The 15,171-nt window shown below is 70.8% G+C and carries 14 protein-coding genes; 7 read left to right on the forward strand and 7 right to left on the reverse strand.

Features of this window, described 5'->3' with window-relative positions:
- Positions 1-6: 6 nt before the first annotated feature.
- A complete protein-coding gene (locus tag CCN37_RS03920; RefSeq protein ID WP_086819238.1) occupies positions 7-1,002 on the forward strand; it encodes an ABC transporter substrate-binding protein in 996 nt (331 codons plus the stop codon).
- Positions 1,003-1,352: 350 nt separating this feature from the next.
- Entirely contained in the window at positions 1,353-2,132 is a 780-nt protein-coding gene (locus tag CCN37_RS03925) for a hypothetical protein (protein WP_143261416.1), read from the forward strand.
- On the opposite strand, the gene CCN37_RS03930 is transcribed toward CCN37_RS03925, so the two are convergent.
- The 3 genes from CCN37_RS03930 to CCN37_RS03940 form a co-directional block, all read right to left on the reverse strand.
- On the reverse strand, positions 2,129-3,400 hold the full coding sequence (locus CCN37_RS03930) for a DNRLRE domain-containing protein (RefSeq protein ID WP_086819240.1): 1,272 nt from the start codon (positions 3,398-3,400) through the stop codon (positions 2,129-2,131). The two genes, CCN37_RS03925 and CCN37_RS03930, sit on opposite strands and share 4 nt — an antisense overlap.
- A 93-nt stretch (positions 3,401-3,493) precedes the next feature.
- The gene (gene meaB / locus CCN37_RS03935) at positions 3,494-4,453 is read right to left on the reverse strand and encodes a methylmalonyl Co-A mutase-associated GTPase MeaB (protein WP_086819241.1); all 960 of its coding nucleotides are present in this window, start codon (positions 4,451-4,453) and stop codon (positions 3,494-3,496) included.
- Positions 4,454-5,641: an acetyl-CoA C-acetyltransferase gene (locus CCN37_RS03940; RefSeq protein ID WP_086819242.1), complete on the reverse strand. Its 1,188-nt coding sequence runs from the start codon at positions 5,639-5,641 to the stop codon at positions 4,454-4,456.
- Positions 5,642-5,763: 122 nt separating this feature from the next.
- Between CCN37_RS03940 and mce the strand changes: the two genes are divergently transcribed.
- The gene (gene mce / locus CCN37_RS03945) at positions 5,764-6,210 is read left to right on the forward strand and encodes a methylmalonyl-CoA epimerase (protein WP_086819243.1); all 447 of its coding nucleotides are present in this window, start codon (positions 5,764-5,766) and stop codon (positions 6,208-6,210) included.
- Positions 6,211-6,255: 45 nt separating this feature from the next.
- Here mce and CCN37_RS03950 read toward each other — a convergent pair whose 3' ends face one another.
- Positions 6,256-8,610 carry a penicillin acylase family protein gene (locus CCN37_RS03950; RefSeq protein WP_086819244.1) on the reverse strand — a complete coding sequence of 785 codons (2,355 nt, stop codon included), beginning with the start codon at positions 8,608-8,610 and terminating at the stop codon, positions 6,256-6,258.
- A 316-nt stretch (positions 8,611-8,926) separates the two neighbouring features.
- Between CCN37_RS03950 and ccrA the strand changes: the two genes are divergently transcribed.
- Together ccrA and CCN37_RS42260 are read left to right on the forward strand one after the other, a co-directional pair.
- Entirely contained in the window at positions 8,927-10,258 is a 1,332-nt protein-coding gene (gene ccrA, locus CCN37_RS03955; protein ID WP_086819245.1) for a crotonyl-CoA carboxylase/reductase, read from the forward strand.
- A 111-nt stretch (positions 10,259-10,369) separates the two neighbouring features.
- The gene (locus CCN37_RS42260; RefSeq protein ID WP_086819246.1) at positions 10,370-12,136 is read left to right on the forward strand and encodes a hypothetical protein; all 1,767 of its coding nucleotides are present in this window, start codon (positions 10,370-10,372) and stop codon (positions 12,134-12,136) included.
- Positions 12,137-12,185: 49 nt separating this feature from the next.
- On the opposite strand, the gene CCN37_RS03965 is transcribed toward CCN37_RS42260, so the two are convergent.
- A complete protein-coding gene (locus CCN37_RS03965) occupies positions 12,186-12,944 on the reverse strand; it encodes an alpha/beta fold hydrolase (protein ID WP_086819247.1) in 759 nt (252 codons plus the stop codon).
- 19 nt (positions 12,945-12,963) lie between these two features.
- On the opposite strand from CCN37_RS03965, the gene CCN37_RS03970 reads away from it, so the two are divergent.
- Positions 12,964-13,497 carry an AAA family ATPase gene (locus CCN37_RS03970; RefSeq protein WP_246842803.1) on the forward strand — a complete coding sequence of 178 codons (534 nt, stop codon included), beginning with the start codon at positions 12,964-12,966 and terminating at the stop codon, positions 13,495-13,497.
- Entirely contained in the window at positions 13,494-13,997 is a 504-nt protein-coding gene (locus CCN37_RS03975; protein ID WP_086819249.1) for a GNAT family N-acetyltransferase, read from the forward strand. Before CCN37_RS03970 ends, CCN37_RS03975 begins: the two co-directional genes overlap by 4 nt.
- Here the strand turns inward: CCN37_RS03975 and CCN37_RS03980 are convergent.
- Together CCN37_RS03980 and CCN37_RS03985 are read right to left on the reverse strand one after the other, a co-directional pair.
- Positions 13,976-14,719, reverse strand: a complete 744-nt coding sequence (locus CCN37_RS03980) for an alpha/beta hydrolase (RefSeq protein ID WP_086819324.1) — start codon at positions 14,717-14,719, stop codon at positions 13,976-13,978. The genes CCN37_RS03975 and CCN37_RS03980 overlap by 22 nt on opposite strands.
- Positions 14,720-14,769: 50 nt before the next feature.
- On the reverse strand, positions 14,770-15,063 hold the full coding sequence (locus tag CCN37_RS03985; RefSeq protein WP_086819250.1) for a hypothetical protein: 294 nt from the start codon (positions 15,061-15,063) through the stop codon (positions 14,770-14,772).
- Between the last annotated feature and the right edge of the window lie 108 nt (positions 15,064-15,171).

Here is a 15,171-nt window from a genome sequence, read left to right on the forward strand (position 1 = left end):
CTTTCAATGCCGCTGAACAAGAACGTGGTCCGTATCGGCGCCGCCGTCGCCGCGACCCTGGTGCTCGCCGCGTGCGGCGGGGGCAAGATCGGTGAGTCCGGTGGGGGCGGTTCCCAGCCCGCGCCGAACAACAAGAAGCTCACGCTGATCACCGGTGTGAAGGCCGAGCCCTTCTACATCTCGATGCGCTGCGGCGCCGAGGCCGAGGCGAAGAAGTCCGGCTACGAGCTGAACACGCAGGAGCCGGACAAGTTCGAGGCGAGCCTGCAGTCGCCGATCGTCACCGGTGTGCTCTCCACCAAGCCCTCCGGCGTGCTCATCGCGCCGACCGACACCAAGGCACTGGCCGCGCCGATGAAGCAGCTCACCGGCGCGGGCATCAAGGTCGTCGAGGTGGACACGGCGCTGGAGGACAAGTCCGTCGCGCAGTCCTCGATCTCCTCCAACAACGAGCAGGGCGGCCAGCTCGCCGCGCAGACGCTGGCCAAGCTCGTCGGCTCCGGAACGGGTTCGGTGCTGGTGCTCAACACCAAGGCGGGCACCTCCACCACCGACGCCAGGGCGAAGGGCTTCGAGGCAGAGATCAAGAAGTACCCGAACCTCAAGTACCTCGGCCAGCAGTACACCGACAACGAGCCCTCTGTCGCGGCGCAGCGCGTCTCCGCCACCTTGTCGGCCAACCCCGACCTGGTCGGCGTGTTCGCCACCAACCTCAACACCGGTGAGGGCGCGGCGACCTCGCTGCGCAACGCGAACAAGCAGGGCGCGGTGAAGCTCGTCGGCTTCGACGCCAGCCCCAAGCAGGTCGACGACCTGCGCAACGGCGGCGTGCAGGCGCTCATCGCGCAGGACCCCGCGTCCATCGGCACCAAGGGCGTCCAGCAGGCCATCGCCGCGATCGAGGGCAAGCCCGTGACCCGCGACATCGCCACCGACCTCGTCGCGCTCACCAAGGACGACATGCAGTCGAAGTCCCAGTACTTCTACAAGCAGTCCTGCTGACCCAGGGCAGCTTCGACCCGGCCCCGGCCGGTCGTCACCACAGCGTGGTCGACGACCGCCGGGGCCGGTCCCTTTCCGCAGTGCCGCCCCCTCCCGGCCCGGCACGTCCCGCACGTGGCTGAGCCGCCGGAGTCGCCCTCAACCCCTTCAGCGCGGACTGACGGACCCAATGCGGCTTTGGTCACGTCTCGCGAAACACATGCCGCATTGGGTACGCAAGCGCTGGGACGCGACGCGGGCGGGCGGCGCCGAGGGGTGACGGGGCGGCAGGCTGCGACTCGCTAACGAGTGATGGTCTTTCCACCGAAAAGGCGATCACGAGCACCGAACGGCTTACTACGCTCGCCTGCGTGCACCGACTGCTGGCGGCGGCTGATGACGCAACGGGTGACTTAGTCGCCATTCTGGGTACGGCGACGGCCGCCGTGGCCGTGGCGATCATCGGCTACGCGGTGTGGCGGGTGCGCCGGTCCGCGCTGGACGGCGGGGAGCGGTCGCTGCTCGACGGCATGCGGATGACCGCCCAGGCGCAGGACCTGAAGCAGAAGGCCAAGCGCAAGCAACGAGAGCTGGCCGAGGACCCGAACACCGACCAGGGCTGGCTGGGCCTGCTCGCGGACAAGGCCGAGGTGACCGCCAAGCAGGTGGACGAGCACCTGCAACGCCAGCACGCGGCGCTGACCAGGGCCCGCACCAGCTTCTGGGCCTCGACGGCGGCGGGCGCGGTCGGCCTGGTGCTGGTGTTCCTGGGGTTGTTCCTGGCGATCGACGAGAACTCGAACTCCGGCCTGGTGACGGCGTTGGCCGGCGCCGTCCCCGCGGTCTTCGCCGGGCTGCTGTACGTGATCTCCGCGCTCGCCGCGCGCGAGGCGGCCGATCAGTTCGAGAAGCTCTGCGTGAACGTCCGCCGCACCGAACTGATCCGCGAGACCCTCCGGCTGAGCACGCAGCTGTCCGATCCGTGGCGCCGCGAGCGGGTGCACGCGGTGGTGGCGTTGCAGACGGTGTTCCCGGACGCCTCGCCCGCCGAGGTGATCCGCCTGCTCGGCGAGCACCACGACGAGCTGCCGACTCCTCCGCCGCCGCGCCCGGCCGAGCACGAGGCCGAGACCTCGCTGGAGCTGTCCTAGCGCAGCCGCACGCTCAGCACGGGATTGTTCTCGAAGCGCTTCCAGTGCAGGTTGTCGGCCTCATCGGTGGCACGCAGGCCGACGGTGACCGAGGCCAGCCCCCGCACGGCGGCGTCCTTGACCAGCGGAGTCACGTCGAAGGTCACGGGGCCGGAGGGGCACGTGGAGTTGTAGCCCTTCGCCACCGACAGCGTCGACAGCTTGGCCAGCCACTCCGGCTGCTTCTCCCAGGTCGTGGTCTTGTCGACGGGGCCGGTGCGCCACAGTTCGACGGGCCTCGGCGAGCACGACCACGCCCAGTTCTCCATGCCGGTGACGGAGGCGGAGGTGATCTCCCGCCCGCCCAGGCCCCTGGTGTCGAAGACGAAGAACGACCTCAGCCGGTGCTCGCCCGCGTCGTAGGTGCCCGCCTTGGCCGACTCGGTGGAGTTCCAGTACGAGACCTTCGCGAAGCCCGAGTCGACCATCGTCCAGTTGGGCTTGGCCCCGGTGAAGGCCAGCTCCGCCGCGACCGGGCCCGACATCCCCTCCGGGAGCCGGACCTCGACGGAGCCGGGCGCGAGGACGGCGAAGCGCCCTGGCTTCCGCGCGGCATCGCCGCCCCGGGGCACCCCCACCCACGGCGTCGCGGCCGCGAACAGCGCTTGCCCCGCGCCGTCCACGAACTCCAACGCGCCGTCCCGGTCCCGAACCGTCACGCCCGCGGTGTCCAGCGCGAAGCGCAGCGGTCCCGCCGACGCGGACTCGACCGTCAGCCGCACGCCGTCGGCGCTGACGCGGGCGATCACGTCGACGCCGGGCGCGGCCTGCCGGTAGCGGGCGGCGTTGCCGTCCAGTTCCGGCTTCGGCAGCGGGCCGGGCCAGCGCACGGCGGCGCTGTGTCCCACGTCGCTGGGCCCCGCGTCGGTGAGCCGCAGCAGCGGTTGGTCGCCGCCACCGGAGAGCTGGACCTCGGTCGTCGTCGCGCCCGGGACCACCCGGTTCTCCGCGAAGCGCAGCGCGGTGTCGACCGGGACCCAGCCGCCGGGCGTGCGCACGCGCTCGGGGTGCACGGACCGGGAGGTGGTGAGGGTGCCGCCGGGTTCGGCGACGGTGCGGGAGTGGGCTTCCAGCGACTCGGTCAGCTCGACCGGGTGCCCCGACCGCTGTGCCTCCAGCAGCGCCGTCCGCTCCGCGGCGCCGGTGTCGGCAACCGCGACCGGTGTGAACGACCACACCAGCGCAACGGTCGCGATCGCCAGAAAACCCTTGCCCCGCAACACAATCATGCAGAATCCGTCCGAGTGGGAAACCTGAGCTCCCAAAACCTAACGACGGACGCGCGTCAAGGGCTAGTACCCGATGTGGCGTAACCCGACGCCTCAGAGTGAGGCCAGCAGCTCCTCGGCGGCAGCGAACGGGTCGAGCTCGGCGGCCACCACGCGCTTCGCCAGCTGGGCCAACGCGGTTCCGCCGCGCACGTCGCCGAAGCGCGAGCGCAGCGCGGCCACGGCGATCGCCTCGATCTCGCTCTCCGCGCGCTTGCGACGACGCTGCTCCAGCTCGCCGTGCGCGGTCATCCACTCGTGGTGCGAGTCGATGGCGGCGACCACCGCGCCGATGCCCTCGGCGCGCGCGGCGACGGTCTTGAGGATCGGCTGACGCCACATCGCGCCCTGGATCTCCCTGCGCCCCAACGAGATCATGTGCTTCAGCTCGCGAACGGTGCGGTCGGCGCCGTCGCGGTCGGCCTTGTTCACCACGAACACGTCACCGATCTCCAGGATGCCCGCCTTGGCGGCCTGGATGCCGTCGCCCATGCCCGGCGCGAGCAGCACGATCGTGGTGTCCGCCAACGCGACCACGTCGATCTCGGACTGCCCGACGCCGACGGTCTCGATCAGCACGACGTCGCAGCCCGCCGCGTCGAGCACGCGCAGCGCCTGCGGAGTCGCCCAGGACAGGCCGCCGAGGTGACCGCGCGTGGCCATCGACCGGATGAACACGTCCGGGTCGAGCGCGTGGTCCTGCATGCGCACCCGATCACCCAGCAGCGCGCCGCCGGAGAACGGGGAGGACGGGTCGATGGCCAGGACGCCGACGCGTTGCCCGCGTTTGCGCAGCTCGCCGATGAGCGCGGAGGTCGTGGTCGACTTGCCGACACCGGGCGAGCCGGTCAGGCCGACGACGCGCGCCCGCCCGGTGTGCGGGGTGAGCGCGGCGGCGACCTCCCGCAGGTGCGGACTGTCGTCCTCCACCAAGGAGATCAGCCGCGCGACAGCCCGCGCCTGGCCTTCGCGAGCACGCGAGACCAGGTCGCGGACGTCGACCGAGCGGGGCATTTACGCCTTGGGAACGCGGACGATCAGCGCGTCGCCCTGGCCGCCACCACCGCAGAGCGCGGCGGCACCGACGCCACCGCCCCGGCGCTTCAGCTCCAGTGCGAGGTGCAGCAGGATGCGCGCGCCGGACATGCCGATCGGGTGGCCGAGCGCGATGGCGCCGCCGTTGACGTTGACCTTGTCCTCGGCCAGGCCCAGCTCGCGCGCGGAGACCACGCCGACCGCGGCGAAGGCCTCGTTGATCTCGACGAGGTCCAGCTCGGCCGGGTCGATGCCCTCCTTGGCGCAGGCCGCCTTGATCGCGTTGGACGGCTGCTCGTGCAGGCTCGCGTCCGGCCCGGCGACCACGCCGTGCGCGCCGATCTCGGCGATCCAGCTCAGGCCCAGCTCCTCGGCCTTGGCCTTGCTCATCACCACGACCGCGGCGGCACCGTCGGAGATCTGCGAGGCCGAGCCAGCGGTGATCGTGCCGTCAGCGGCGAAGGCCGGGCGCAGCTTGGCCAGCGTCTCGACGGTGGTGTCGCCGCGCACGCCCTCGTCGGAGCTGACGAGGACCGGGTCGCCCTTGCGCTGCGGCACCGACACCGGGGCGATCTCCTCGGCGAAGATCCCCTTCTCGGCAGCGGCGGCGGCGCGCTGGTGCGAGCGCGCGGAGAACTCGTCCTGCTCGGCGCGGGTCAGGTTGTAGCGCGCGTTGTGCTTCTCGGTGGAGGCACCCATCGCCACCTGGTCGAAGGCGCAGAACAGGCCGTCGAGCGACATGTGGTCGGTCATCGTCACGTCGCCGAACTTGTAGCCGGAGCGCGACTTCGGCAGCAGGTGCGGCGCCTGGGTCATCGACTCCTGGCCGCCGGCGACGACGACGTCGAACTCACCGGCGCGGATCAGCTGGTCCGCGAGGGCGATCGCGTCGATGCCGGAGAGGCAGACCTTGTTGATGGTCAGCGCGGGCACGTTCATCGGGATGCCACCGGCGACCGCGGCCTGGCGGGCGGGGATCTGGCCGGCGCCCGCGGTGAGCACCTGGCCCATGATCACGTACTGCACCTGCTCGGGCGCGACGCCAGCGCGCTCCAGAGCGGCCTTGATGGCGACGCCGCCGAGCTGTGCTCCGGAGAAGTCCTTGAGCGACCCCAGGAGCCTGCCCATGGGGGTGCGGGCGCCCGCGACGATCACGGAACCAGACACGGTAGAACCTCCAGCGACGGTGCGGGAACTTCCCTCGAGCGGACCATACCGCCGGTACTCGATGCAGAAGTTTGTGAGGCGGGGCACAGGCGCTGCCACCCGTTGAGACCTACCCTCCCAGCATGCATTCGGAGCTGCAGTCCTTCGTCACGGCCATCGACCACGTCGGTGTCGCCGTCCCGGACCTCGACGCCGCCGTCGCCTTCTACCGCGACACCTTCGGCCTGGAGATGGCGCACGAGGAGACCAACGAGGAGCAGGGCGTGCGCGAGGCGATGATGCGCGCGCCCGGCGACACCGGCGTCGGCACGGCCGTGCAGCTGCTGGCCCCGTTGAACGCGGACTCCACGATCGCGAAGTTCCTCGACAAGCGCGGCCCCGGGCTCCAGCAGCTCGCCTACCGGGTCACCGACATCGACGCCGCGTGCGCCGCGCTCAAGGCCAAGGGCGTGCGGCTGGTCTACGACACGCCCCGGCGCGGCACCTCCGACAGCCGGGTCAACTTCGTCCACCCCAAGGACGGCGGCGGCGTGCTCATCGAGCTGGTCCAACCCGCCGAAGGGCACTGATCCACCCGGCCCATTTCACGTTTTGGCTCCTTGATGTGGTGCGACTCAGCGGTGCGGGAGCAGCAGGACCACCTTGCTGGCGTTGCGTTCGACGGCCCCGCGCGAGTACAGCAGCGGGAAGTACTCGCCCTTGTGCCACAACGGGGCGAGATCGCGGTAGTGCTTGCTCGCGGGGTCGCCGGACTGGCCGGGCGCGTTGATCGCGCGTGAGCCGTCCCAGTTGCCCACGTCGAGCACCATGCGGAACGACGCGCCCCCGGTCTGCTTGAAGTCGGCGCCGTACGAGGCGGCGTCGGGGGTGTCCGCCGAGCCACCGCGTGGGAACGGCCCGACGTCGGTGCCGGGCAGCTGCCCGGAGAGCGGGTGCTGGAAGAGCGTCTGGTGCAGCGTCCCCCACTGCCACGCGGCGGGATCGGCACCGAGGCGCTTCTCCACGTCGCGCCACGCCGCGGCGAGCGTGTCCACGACGAGCTTGTCGCGCTTGGCCTTTGCATCCTGGCCTAACCACCGCCCCGGGTGCTCGATCACGTCGAGCACGACCTCGGGGTCCGGTGCCTGGCCGAGCTGCGCGAGCGCGGGTGCGGTCGCGGCGATCACGGCGGCTCCGAGGTGCTTCACGCGCCACACCTCGTAGAGCGCGGCGGTCCCGGACTTCGCGTCCAGCACGTGGTTCCACCCGCGCAGCGACTGCAACGCCTTCGCCGCGACAGGGTCTGTCGTCGTGAGGTCTTTAAGGGCGGCGGTGACGCGGCGTGCGACGACGGAGAGCTGGTCGTTCTGCAAGCGCTCCGAGTCCGCGATCGTCAGCTTCTCCTTGCCCGCGAGCACTTCGTGGATGCGCTGCGCACGGAACGGATCGGCCCACTCGTAGCCGAGCTTGCGGTCTGCGGGGTAGTTCTCCGGCAGGTTCTCCTCGTTGGCCGTCGCCAGGAAGCCCTTCGCCGGGTTCACCGAGCGCGGGAGCTGCTCGCCGTCGTAGTAGCCCTCCCACTCGTAGCGGCCGTCGCCGGGCACGGGCAGCAGGCCGTCGAAGGCGGGGCGCTTCGGTGCCATACCGCCGGGCAGCCACGCGATGTCGCCCTTTGTGTCGGCGTAGACCTGGTTCTCCGGCGGGCCACCCCAGGTGCGCATGACCTCGCGGAACTGGGCGAGGTTCTTGACGCCCATGTACTTCAGGCTGCCGAGGTACGGCGAGGTCCCGGGCTCGAACCACACGCTGCGCAGCGCGTACGCCTGGTGCCGCGCCTGGTCGGTGTGCATCACGACGCCGTGCCGGGTGAAGGTCAGGTCGATGTCGCGGGCCGCTTCGCCCTTGACCGCGATCTTCTCCTTGACCGTGCGCACCGGCTCCCACGCGTCCTTGAAGCGGTAGCGGCCGTGGTTCGCCGGGTCCAGCTGCTCGACGTAGAGGTCTTCCTGGTCGATCGAGAAGATTGTCAGCCCGAAGGCCGCCGTGCCGTTGTGGCCGATGGACACGCCGGGAAGGACCGGTTCACCGGCACCGATCACGTCGAGCCCAGGCGCGGACAGGTGCTGGATGTAGCGCCCGGACGGCGCGGGCAGCACTCGGTGCGGGTCGTTGGCCAGCACAGGGCGCCCAGTCGCCGACTTCTTCGCGCCGACCACCCAGTTGTTGCTGCCCTCCTGCTGCTCCGAGGCGGACAGTTCGAGCTTCTGGCCCGTGAAGGACACCGGCTGCGTGCCGAGGTAGTAGGTGTTGATCACCTCACCCGCGTTTTCCGTGACTGCGCAAGCATCCAGGCCTTCAGGGACCTTCGTGGTCCACGTCGGTTGCAGCTTCACGCGCACGCGGTCCGCATCGAGCCCCGCCACGCACGCGGTCATCGCGCGCATGATCTCGCTGTAGAGGTTGCGAACGAGACCGTGGCTGCGAATGCGTACTACGTCCTCTGGAGCCCACCGCGCGGGCTTATAAGCGAGCTTGCGGAACTCCTCGGGCAGCGCCTGCGGATTCTGGGCTACCCAGTCGACGTAGGCGTTGATGCCGTTCACGAACTTCGTGATGGTCTGCTTCGCGTGTGGACCGTAGGAAGCCCACTCGCGCTCCATGTCACCGCGATATAAGAGCATCCGCGACGCACGGTCCTGTTCGACCCACGCGGGTCCAAACGACTCCGCGAGCTGCCCGAGCCCACGTTTGCGCCACAGGTCCATCTGGAAGAGACGGTCGCGCGCGGCGTTGAACCCCTGTGCGAGGAACAGGTCGTCGGAGTTCTGCGCGTAGATGTGCGGCACACCCCACTTGTCGACGACCATGCGCACGGGCAGGTCGAGCCCCCGCACCGCGTAGGTCGTCGTTGTGGCCGCTTGCGCAGGAACGGCGGCAGGAACCGCGACGGCGGAGACAAGCACCGCAGCAGCCAGGAACAAAGCCCGCATGACAGACCCCCTCGGCAGGACGCACGGACTTCATAGCCTCGGGACGGCCCGCCCCAGAAGGCCGCAAAAGGTATTCGAACCTCACGTTTTGGCACGCGGGCTCGGTTCGGCCGAACGGACCGCGACCAGAACCGCGAGGGCGGCTTGCGCCGTTCGGCCGAGCGGTCGAACCGGGCGATTGGCCGCCCAGCGATCGAGGGAATCCGGAGTGCGGTGCCTCACAGCCGTGCCGCTGGATCGATTACCGGCCAGTAACCTCCGGCCAACCTGCGGCTATGAACGCCGCTGATGTGCACTCGATCACAGGAGGTCTGCCGTGCAGAAGATCCTCGACGCGATCCTGGCCGACGAGCTCGACGCGCTGGCGTCCCTCCCGGTGCCGGACTCCTATCGCGGTGTGACGGTGCGCAAGAGCGAGCAGGACATGTTCGCCGGACTGCCGAACAGCGAGAAAGACCCGCGTCGCTCGCTGCACGTCGACGAGGTGCCGACGCCGGAGCTGGGCCCGGGCGAGGCTCTGGTGGCGGTGATGGCCAGCGCGATCAACTACAACACCGTCTGGACATCGATCTTCGAGCCGCTGTCCACGTTCGGTTTCCTGGAACGCTACGGCCGCACGTCGGAGCTCAACGCCCGGCACGACCTGCCCTACCACGTGGTCGGCTCCGACCTGGCCGGTGTCGTGCTGCGCACCGGCCCCGGGGTGAACGCCTGGAAGCCCGGTGACGAGGTGGTCGCGCACTGCCTCAACGTCGAGCTGGAGCACCCCGACGGGCACAGCGACACGATGCTGGACCCGGAGCAGCGGATCTGGGGCTTCGAGACCAACTTCGGCGGGCTGGCCGAGCTGGCGCTGGTCAAGGCCAACCAGCTGATGCCCAAGCCGAAGCACCTCAGCTGGGAGGAGGCGGCCAGCCCCGGGCTGGTCAACTCCACCGCCTACCGCCAGCTCGTCTCGCGCAACGGCGCCGACATGAAGCAGGGCGACGTCGTGCTGATCTGGGGAGCCTCCGGCGGCCTCGGCTCCTACGCCACGCAGTTCGCGCTCAACGGCGGCGCCACCCCGGTGTGCGTGGTCTCCAGCCCGGAGAAGGCCGAGATCTGCCGCAGGATGGGCGCCGAGCTGGTCATCGACCGCGCCGCCGAGGGCTACACGTTCTGGAAGGACGAGCACGAGCAGGACCAGCGCGAGTGGAAGCGCCTCGGCGCCAAGATCCGCGAGCTGACCGGCGGCGAGGACCCCGACATCGTCTTCGAGCACCCCGGCCGCGAGACCTTCGGCGCCAGCGTCTACGTCGCCAAGCGCGGCGGCACCATCGTGACCTGCGCCTCGACCTCGGGCTTCAACCACAGCTACGACAACCGCTACCTGTGGATGCACCTCAAGCGCATCGTCGGCTCGCACTTCGCGAACTACCGCGAGGCGTGGGAGGCCAATCGTTTGATCGCCAAGGGCGCCATCCACCCGACGCTGTCCAAGGTCTACTCGCTGGAGGACACCGGGCAGGCCGCGCACGACGTCCACCGCAACGCCCACCAGGGCAAGGTCGGCGTGCTGTGCCTGTCCCCCGAGGAGGGGCTGGGCGTGCGCGACCACGAGCTGCGGGCCACCCACGTCGAGTCGATCAACCGTTTTCGGGGCGTGTGAACGCTTTCCGGCGACCCGTCCCCGACTGAGCACAGTGGACAGTCGGACATTTCGCCGGGCGCCTGCCCGTGGGGTCTGAAGTTTTCTCCCGAGTACGGGTAGCGTGATGCCATGGGCCTTGCCGAAGACCGCGAGCTGGTGCCGCTGGGGTCAGGCTTCGACATCGTGAAGCGCGGGGGCTACAACCGCGCCCAGGTGGAGGAGCACCTCGAACGGCTCGACTCGGACCTGCGCATCCTCGCGGCTGACCGCGACGCCGCCGTCTCCCAGGCGGCAGATCTCGCGCGCCAGCTGGAAAAGGCGCGTTCGGAGATCGAAGACCTCAAGGGGCAGGTCGACCGGCTGTCCAAGCCGCCGACAACCCTGGAGGGCCTCAGCGAGCGGTTGCAGCGCATGCTCCGGCTCGCCCAGGACGAGGCGAGCGAGACACGCGCGCGCGCCGAGGGCGAGGGCCGGGAGATCAAGGCCAAGGCGGAGAAGGACGCCGCCGCGCTGCGCCTGCGCTACGAGCAGCTGATCGCCGAGCTGGACAACCGGCGCGCGGAGATGGAGGCCGAGCACCAGAACGTGCTCGACACCGCCCGCGGCGAGGCCAAGCGGATCACCGACGAGGCCGAGCGCGCCCGGCAGGAGGCCGACGCGGCCTCGCTGACCAAGCGCAAGCAGGTCGAGGAGGACTTCGAGATCGCCATGGCCTCGCGCCGCGCCGAGGCCATGCACGCGCTCGCCGAGACCGAGGCGGCCAGCAAGGCCGAGGCCGACCGCAGGGTCCGCGAGGCGACCGAGGAGGCGAACAAGCGGGTCCTGGACGCCACCGAGGACAGCAAGCGGCGCGTCGCCGAGGCCACGGCGGAGGCCCAGCGCCTGGTCCGCGAGGCCACCGACGAGAGCAGCCGCAGGCTCTTCGAGGCGACCGAGGAGGCCAAGCGCCGCCGCACCGAGGCCGTCGACGACGCCGCCAAGCGCATCCGCGAGGCCACCGAGGAGTCCGCGCGCCGCGTCCGCGAGGCCACAGCCGAGGCCCAGCGCCTGGTCCGCGAGGCCACCGAGGAGTCGACCCGCCGCGTGGAGTACGCGACCAAGCGCGTGCAGGAGCTGCGCGAGCTTCGGGTCAAGGTCGCCGGTCAGCTCAAGGAGATGGAGTCCAGGCTGGACTCGCTGCGCTCGGAGCTGAAGTCGCGGCTGGAGAAGGCCCGCGCCCAGCTCAAGACGCAGCTGGAGGCCGCGCGCACGGAGCTGGTCTCGAAGCTGGAGACCATGCGCACCGACCTCGACACGGAGCTGGCGACGGCCACCGGCAAGGGCGAGACCGAACTCAGCTCGGTGCTCACCGGGGTCGGCGGCGAGCTGGACTCGGTGCACACCGCCTTCGCCGACGCCAAGCCGATCCTGGAGCAGGCCGAGGACGAGCAGGACGTGCTGAACAAGCCCGCCCTGCCGCCGCAGCAGCCCGCCCAGCAGCCGCCCCAGGGCAAGGGTCCGCAGCAGGGGCCGCCGCCCCCGGCAGGTCCGCAGGGTGGTCCGAAGCAACAGCAGCCCCAGCCGCCGAAGCCCGCGCAGGGCGTGCCGCCGTCCTCGGCCAAGCCGTCCGGCTCAGCGCCGCCGCTGGACCAGCCGACGCAGCAGTTCAAGCGGCCGATGCCCGCGATGGAGGCACCCACCAACCGGATGGGCGGCCAGCAACAGCAGCCGCAGCAGCAGCCGCAGCAGCAGCGCCCGCCGCAGCAGCAGACCCAGGTGCTGCAGAACCAGCAGCAGCAACACAAACCGCAGCAGCCACAGCAGCAGCAACAGCAGCCGCCGAGGCAGCAGCCCCCGAAGCAGCAGCCCCCGAAGCAGCAGAAGTCCTCGGGCAAGCCGCCTCAGCGCCAGCGCTGAACGAAGTCCCCGGTGCCGGGCGCGATCACGCGCCCGGCACCGTCGTGTTTCAGGAGAGCCAGTCGATCAGGACGCCCGCGAACTCCGCCGGGCGTTCGAGCGGTGGCAGGTGACCGCACGCGGGCAGCACCGCGAGTTCGGCTTCCGGCAGCGCGTCGACCATCTCCTCGGCGGCACCGGGCGGGGCGAGCTTGTCCTGCTCCCCCACCACGACCAACGCCGGGACGCCCACCCCGCGCAACGTTTCCGTGGAATCCGGCCGAGCCGCCATCGCCCGCTGAGCCCAAGCGATCCCCTCCGCCGACTGCGCGTCGACCAACGCACGCGCAGCGCTCACCGCGGCTGGCCGCGAAGCGTGCGTGCTCGCGCCGAGCAACCCGTCGAGCACCGCGTCCGCGACCCAGGCGGTGCCCTCGGCCTCGACGCGCTCGGCCATCGCGAGGCGCCCCGCGCGCTGCTGCGAGGTGTCGGCGACCGCCTTCGTGTCGACCAGGACCAGCTTCTCGACCAGCTCAGGAGCTTGGCGCAGGACGGACATCGCCACGTAGCCGCCCATCGAGATCCCGCCGAGGACCACGCGCTCCAGCCCGAGCGATTCCAGCTGGGCGACCACGTCCGCGGCGACCACGTCCAGGCTCGGCACGGGAGCGGCGCCCAGCGGCCGCGCGCCGAGCCCGCGCTGGTCGGGGGTGATCACCGTGAAGTGTGCTTCCAGTGGCGAGCGGACCGCGTCCCACATGCGCGAGTCCAGCGGAAACGCGTGCAGCAGCACCAGGGCGGGGCGATTCTCGGTGTCGTCGGAGCTCATGCCTGCCTATCCTGCCCGCGTGACCGACACTCCACTGTTCGTGCTGACCGGGATCTCCGCGAGCGGCAAGACCACCATCGGCCGCCTGCTCGCTGACTCGTTCCCCCGGAGCGCGTTCGTGGAGGGCGACCTCGTCCGCGAGATGGTGCGTTCGGGCCGCGTCGACATGAGCCCGGAGCCGTCCGAGGACGCGATGGGCCAACTGCTCCTGCGCTACCGCCAGGCCGCGACGCTGGCGATGTCGTTCCAGGACGCGGGCTTCGCCACGGTGGCGGAGGACGTGATCATCGGCGACGTGCTGAAGGACTACCTGGACGTGCTGCGCGGACGGCCGGTGCACTTGGTCGTGCTCGCGCCGACGCCCGAGGCCGTGCACGCGCGCGAGGCGGCTCGGAACAAGACCGGCTACGACACGTGGGCGGTCACGGCGCTGAACAAGATCCTGCACGAGCAGACGCCGCGCCTGGGCCTGTGGCTGGACACCTCGGAGCAGACGCCGGAGGAGACCGTCGCGGAGATCCTGGCCCGCCAGGCGGAGAGCCTGATCGCGTGATCACCACTGATCGCCTCGTGCTGCGCCGCCCGACCGCCGAGGACCTGGCGGCGGTGGTGGAGATCCACGCCGATCCGGAGACCAACCGCTTCAACCCGCTCGGGCCCGCCGACGAGGCGCGCGCCACCCAGGACCTCAAGTCGTGGCTGGCGCACTGGGTCGAGCACGGTTTCGGCTACTGCGCGATCACCGAGCACTCCGGGCACGTGATCGGCTTCGGCGGTCTGCGCACCCACGTCTTCGACGGCGAGCCGGTGCTCAACCTGTACTACCGCTTCCGCCCCTCGGCGTGGGGCAAGGGCTTCGCCCCGGAGATGGCGCGCGCCGTCGTCGACTGGGCGCGGGACCACCGCCCCGAACCCGTGCTGATCTTCACCAAGTTCGACAACGCGCCCGCCATCCGGGTCGCCGAGAAGATCGGCTTCGTGCAGCTGTGCGAGACCGTCCTGGAAGGCGCTCCGGCGGTGGTCTACGCCGCTCAGGAGACGATCGTGACCTGATGCGTGGTCGACGGCCCGTCCCAGGTGCGCGGTAGCGGCGTCGGCACGTCCGGCAGGACCGCGGCGACGAGCTGGTCCAGCGCTTCCTCGGCGTAGCCGACCAGCAGGTGCTTGCCGCCCGCGACCGGGATCACCTTCGCCTGCGGGATCACCGAGAAGCGCTCGCGGGCCTCGTCGGGCTGGAGGTTGTCGTCGTGCTCCGGCACCAGGCAGAACACCGGCTTGCCCGAGTCCGCCCAGGTCTTCAGGTGCTCCGGCCCGCTCCAGCGCAGCGGCGGGGAGATCAGGAACAGCCCGCGCACCAGCGGGTCGCAGCCGTGCACCAGCGCCAGGTCCGTGCCGAAGGACCAGCCGACCAGCCACACGTTCGGCAGGTCGTGGAACTCCGCGTACTCCAGCGCGGCGGCCACGTCGAAGCGCTCGCCGTCGCCGTTGTCGAACTCGCCGTCGCTGCGCCCGGCCTCGCTCGCCGTGCCGCGCGTGTTGAAGCGCAGCACCGCCACGTCGGCCAGCGCGGGCAACCGCCACGCGGCCTTGCGGTAGAGGTGCGAGTCCATCATCCCGCCGTGCGTGGGCAGCGGGTGCAGCAGCACGAGCGTCGCCTTCGGCTCGCCCTCCGGCAGGGACAGCTCGCCGATCAGGTTCAGCCCGTCGGCGGTGTGCAGGGTGACCGGCTCGCGGCGCGCGGGGAGGACGGTGTTCGCCCGGATCTCAGTAGTCATGACAGCCTCGATTTTGCCACCCGCGCGGCTTCGCGCGAGCGCGACGAGCATCACGACCAGCGACGCGTCGGCCCCCGCCGAGACCGTGCCGACCAGCAGCCCTGGTGCCAGTGGCGGCGGTCCGCGCTCGACCCGTGCTCGTCGGCGGGCCAGGCCACGACGTGCGGCGTTCCCGGAACGATCTCGTGATCGCAGCCCGGGCAGCGGTAGTGCTTCGTCGCCTGTGAGCCCGCCACGGTGCGCACCTGCCAGTCCCCGTCCGGTCCGCTCTCCGTGCGCGCCCAGCCGACACCGCCCCCGAGTCCTCGGTCGGGGCCTTTGTCGCGACGGTTGTGGCGGGGCACGGCGAAGACCCTAGCTCTCACGGGGGATCGAGATCATTCGCTGGTGGGAGCCGCGGCCGCGTGCTGGCGAGCAGGGTTGGTGCTACCGACAACACGAGGGGGAGCACC

Source organism: Allokutzneria sp. NRRL B-24872 (genome assembly GCF_002155965.1).
Lineage (GTDB): Bacteria > Actinomycetota > Actinomycetes > Mycobacteriales > Pseudonocardiaceae > Allokutzneria.

Bases quoted from the DNA above. Each gene is read 5' to 3' on its own strand.
- CCN37_RS03965 (WP_086819247.1), bottom strand. From the start codon at position 12,944: ATGAGCTCCGACGACACCGAGAATCGCCCCGCCCTGGTGCTGCTGCAC.
- mce (WP_086819243.1), top strand. From the start codon at position 5,764: ATGCATTCGGAGCTGCAGTCCTTCGTCACGGCCATCGACCACGTCGGT.
- meaB (WP_086819241.1), bottom strand. From the start codon at position 4,453: ATGCCCCGCTCGGTCGACGTCCGCGACCTGGTCTCGCGTGCTCGCGAA.
- CCN37_RS03920 (WP_086819238.1), top strand. From the start codon at position 7: ATGCCGCTGAACAAGAACGTGGTCCGTATCGGCGCCGCCGTCGCCGCG.
- CCN37_RS42260 (WP_086819246.1), top strand. From the start codon at position 10,370: ATGGGCCTTGCCGAAGACCGCGAGCTGGTGCCGCTGGGGTCAGGCTTC.
- CCN37_RS03950 (WP_086819244.1), bottom strand. From the start codon at position 8,610: ATGCGGGCTTTGTTCCTGGCTGCTGCGGTGCTTGTCTCCGCCGTCGCG.
- CCN37_RS03980 (WP_086819324.1), bottom strand. From the start codon at position 14,719: ATGACTACTGAGATCCGGGCGAACACCGTCCTCCCCGCGCGCCGCGAG.
- CCN37_RS03930 (WP_086819240.1), bottom strand. From the start codon at position 3,400: ATGATTGTGTTGCGGGGCAAGGGTTTTCTGGCGATCGCGACCGTTGCG.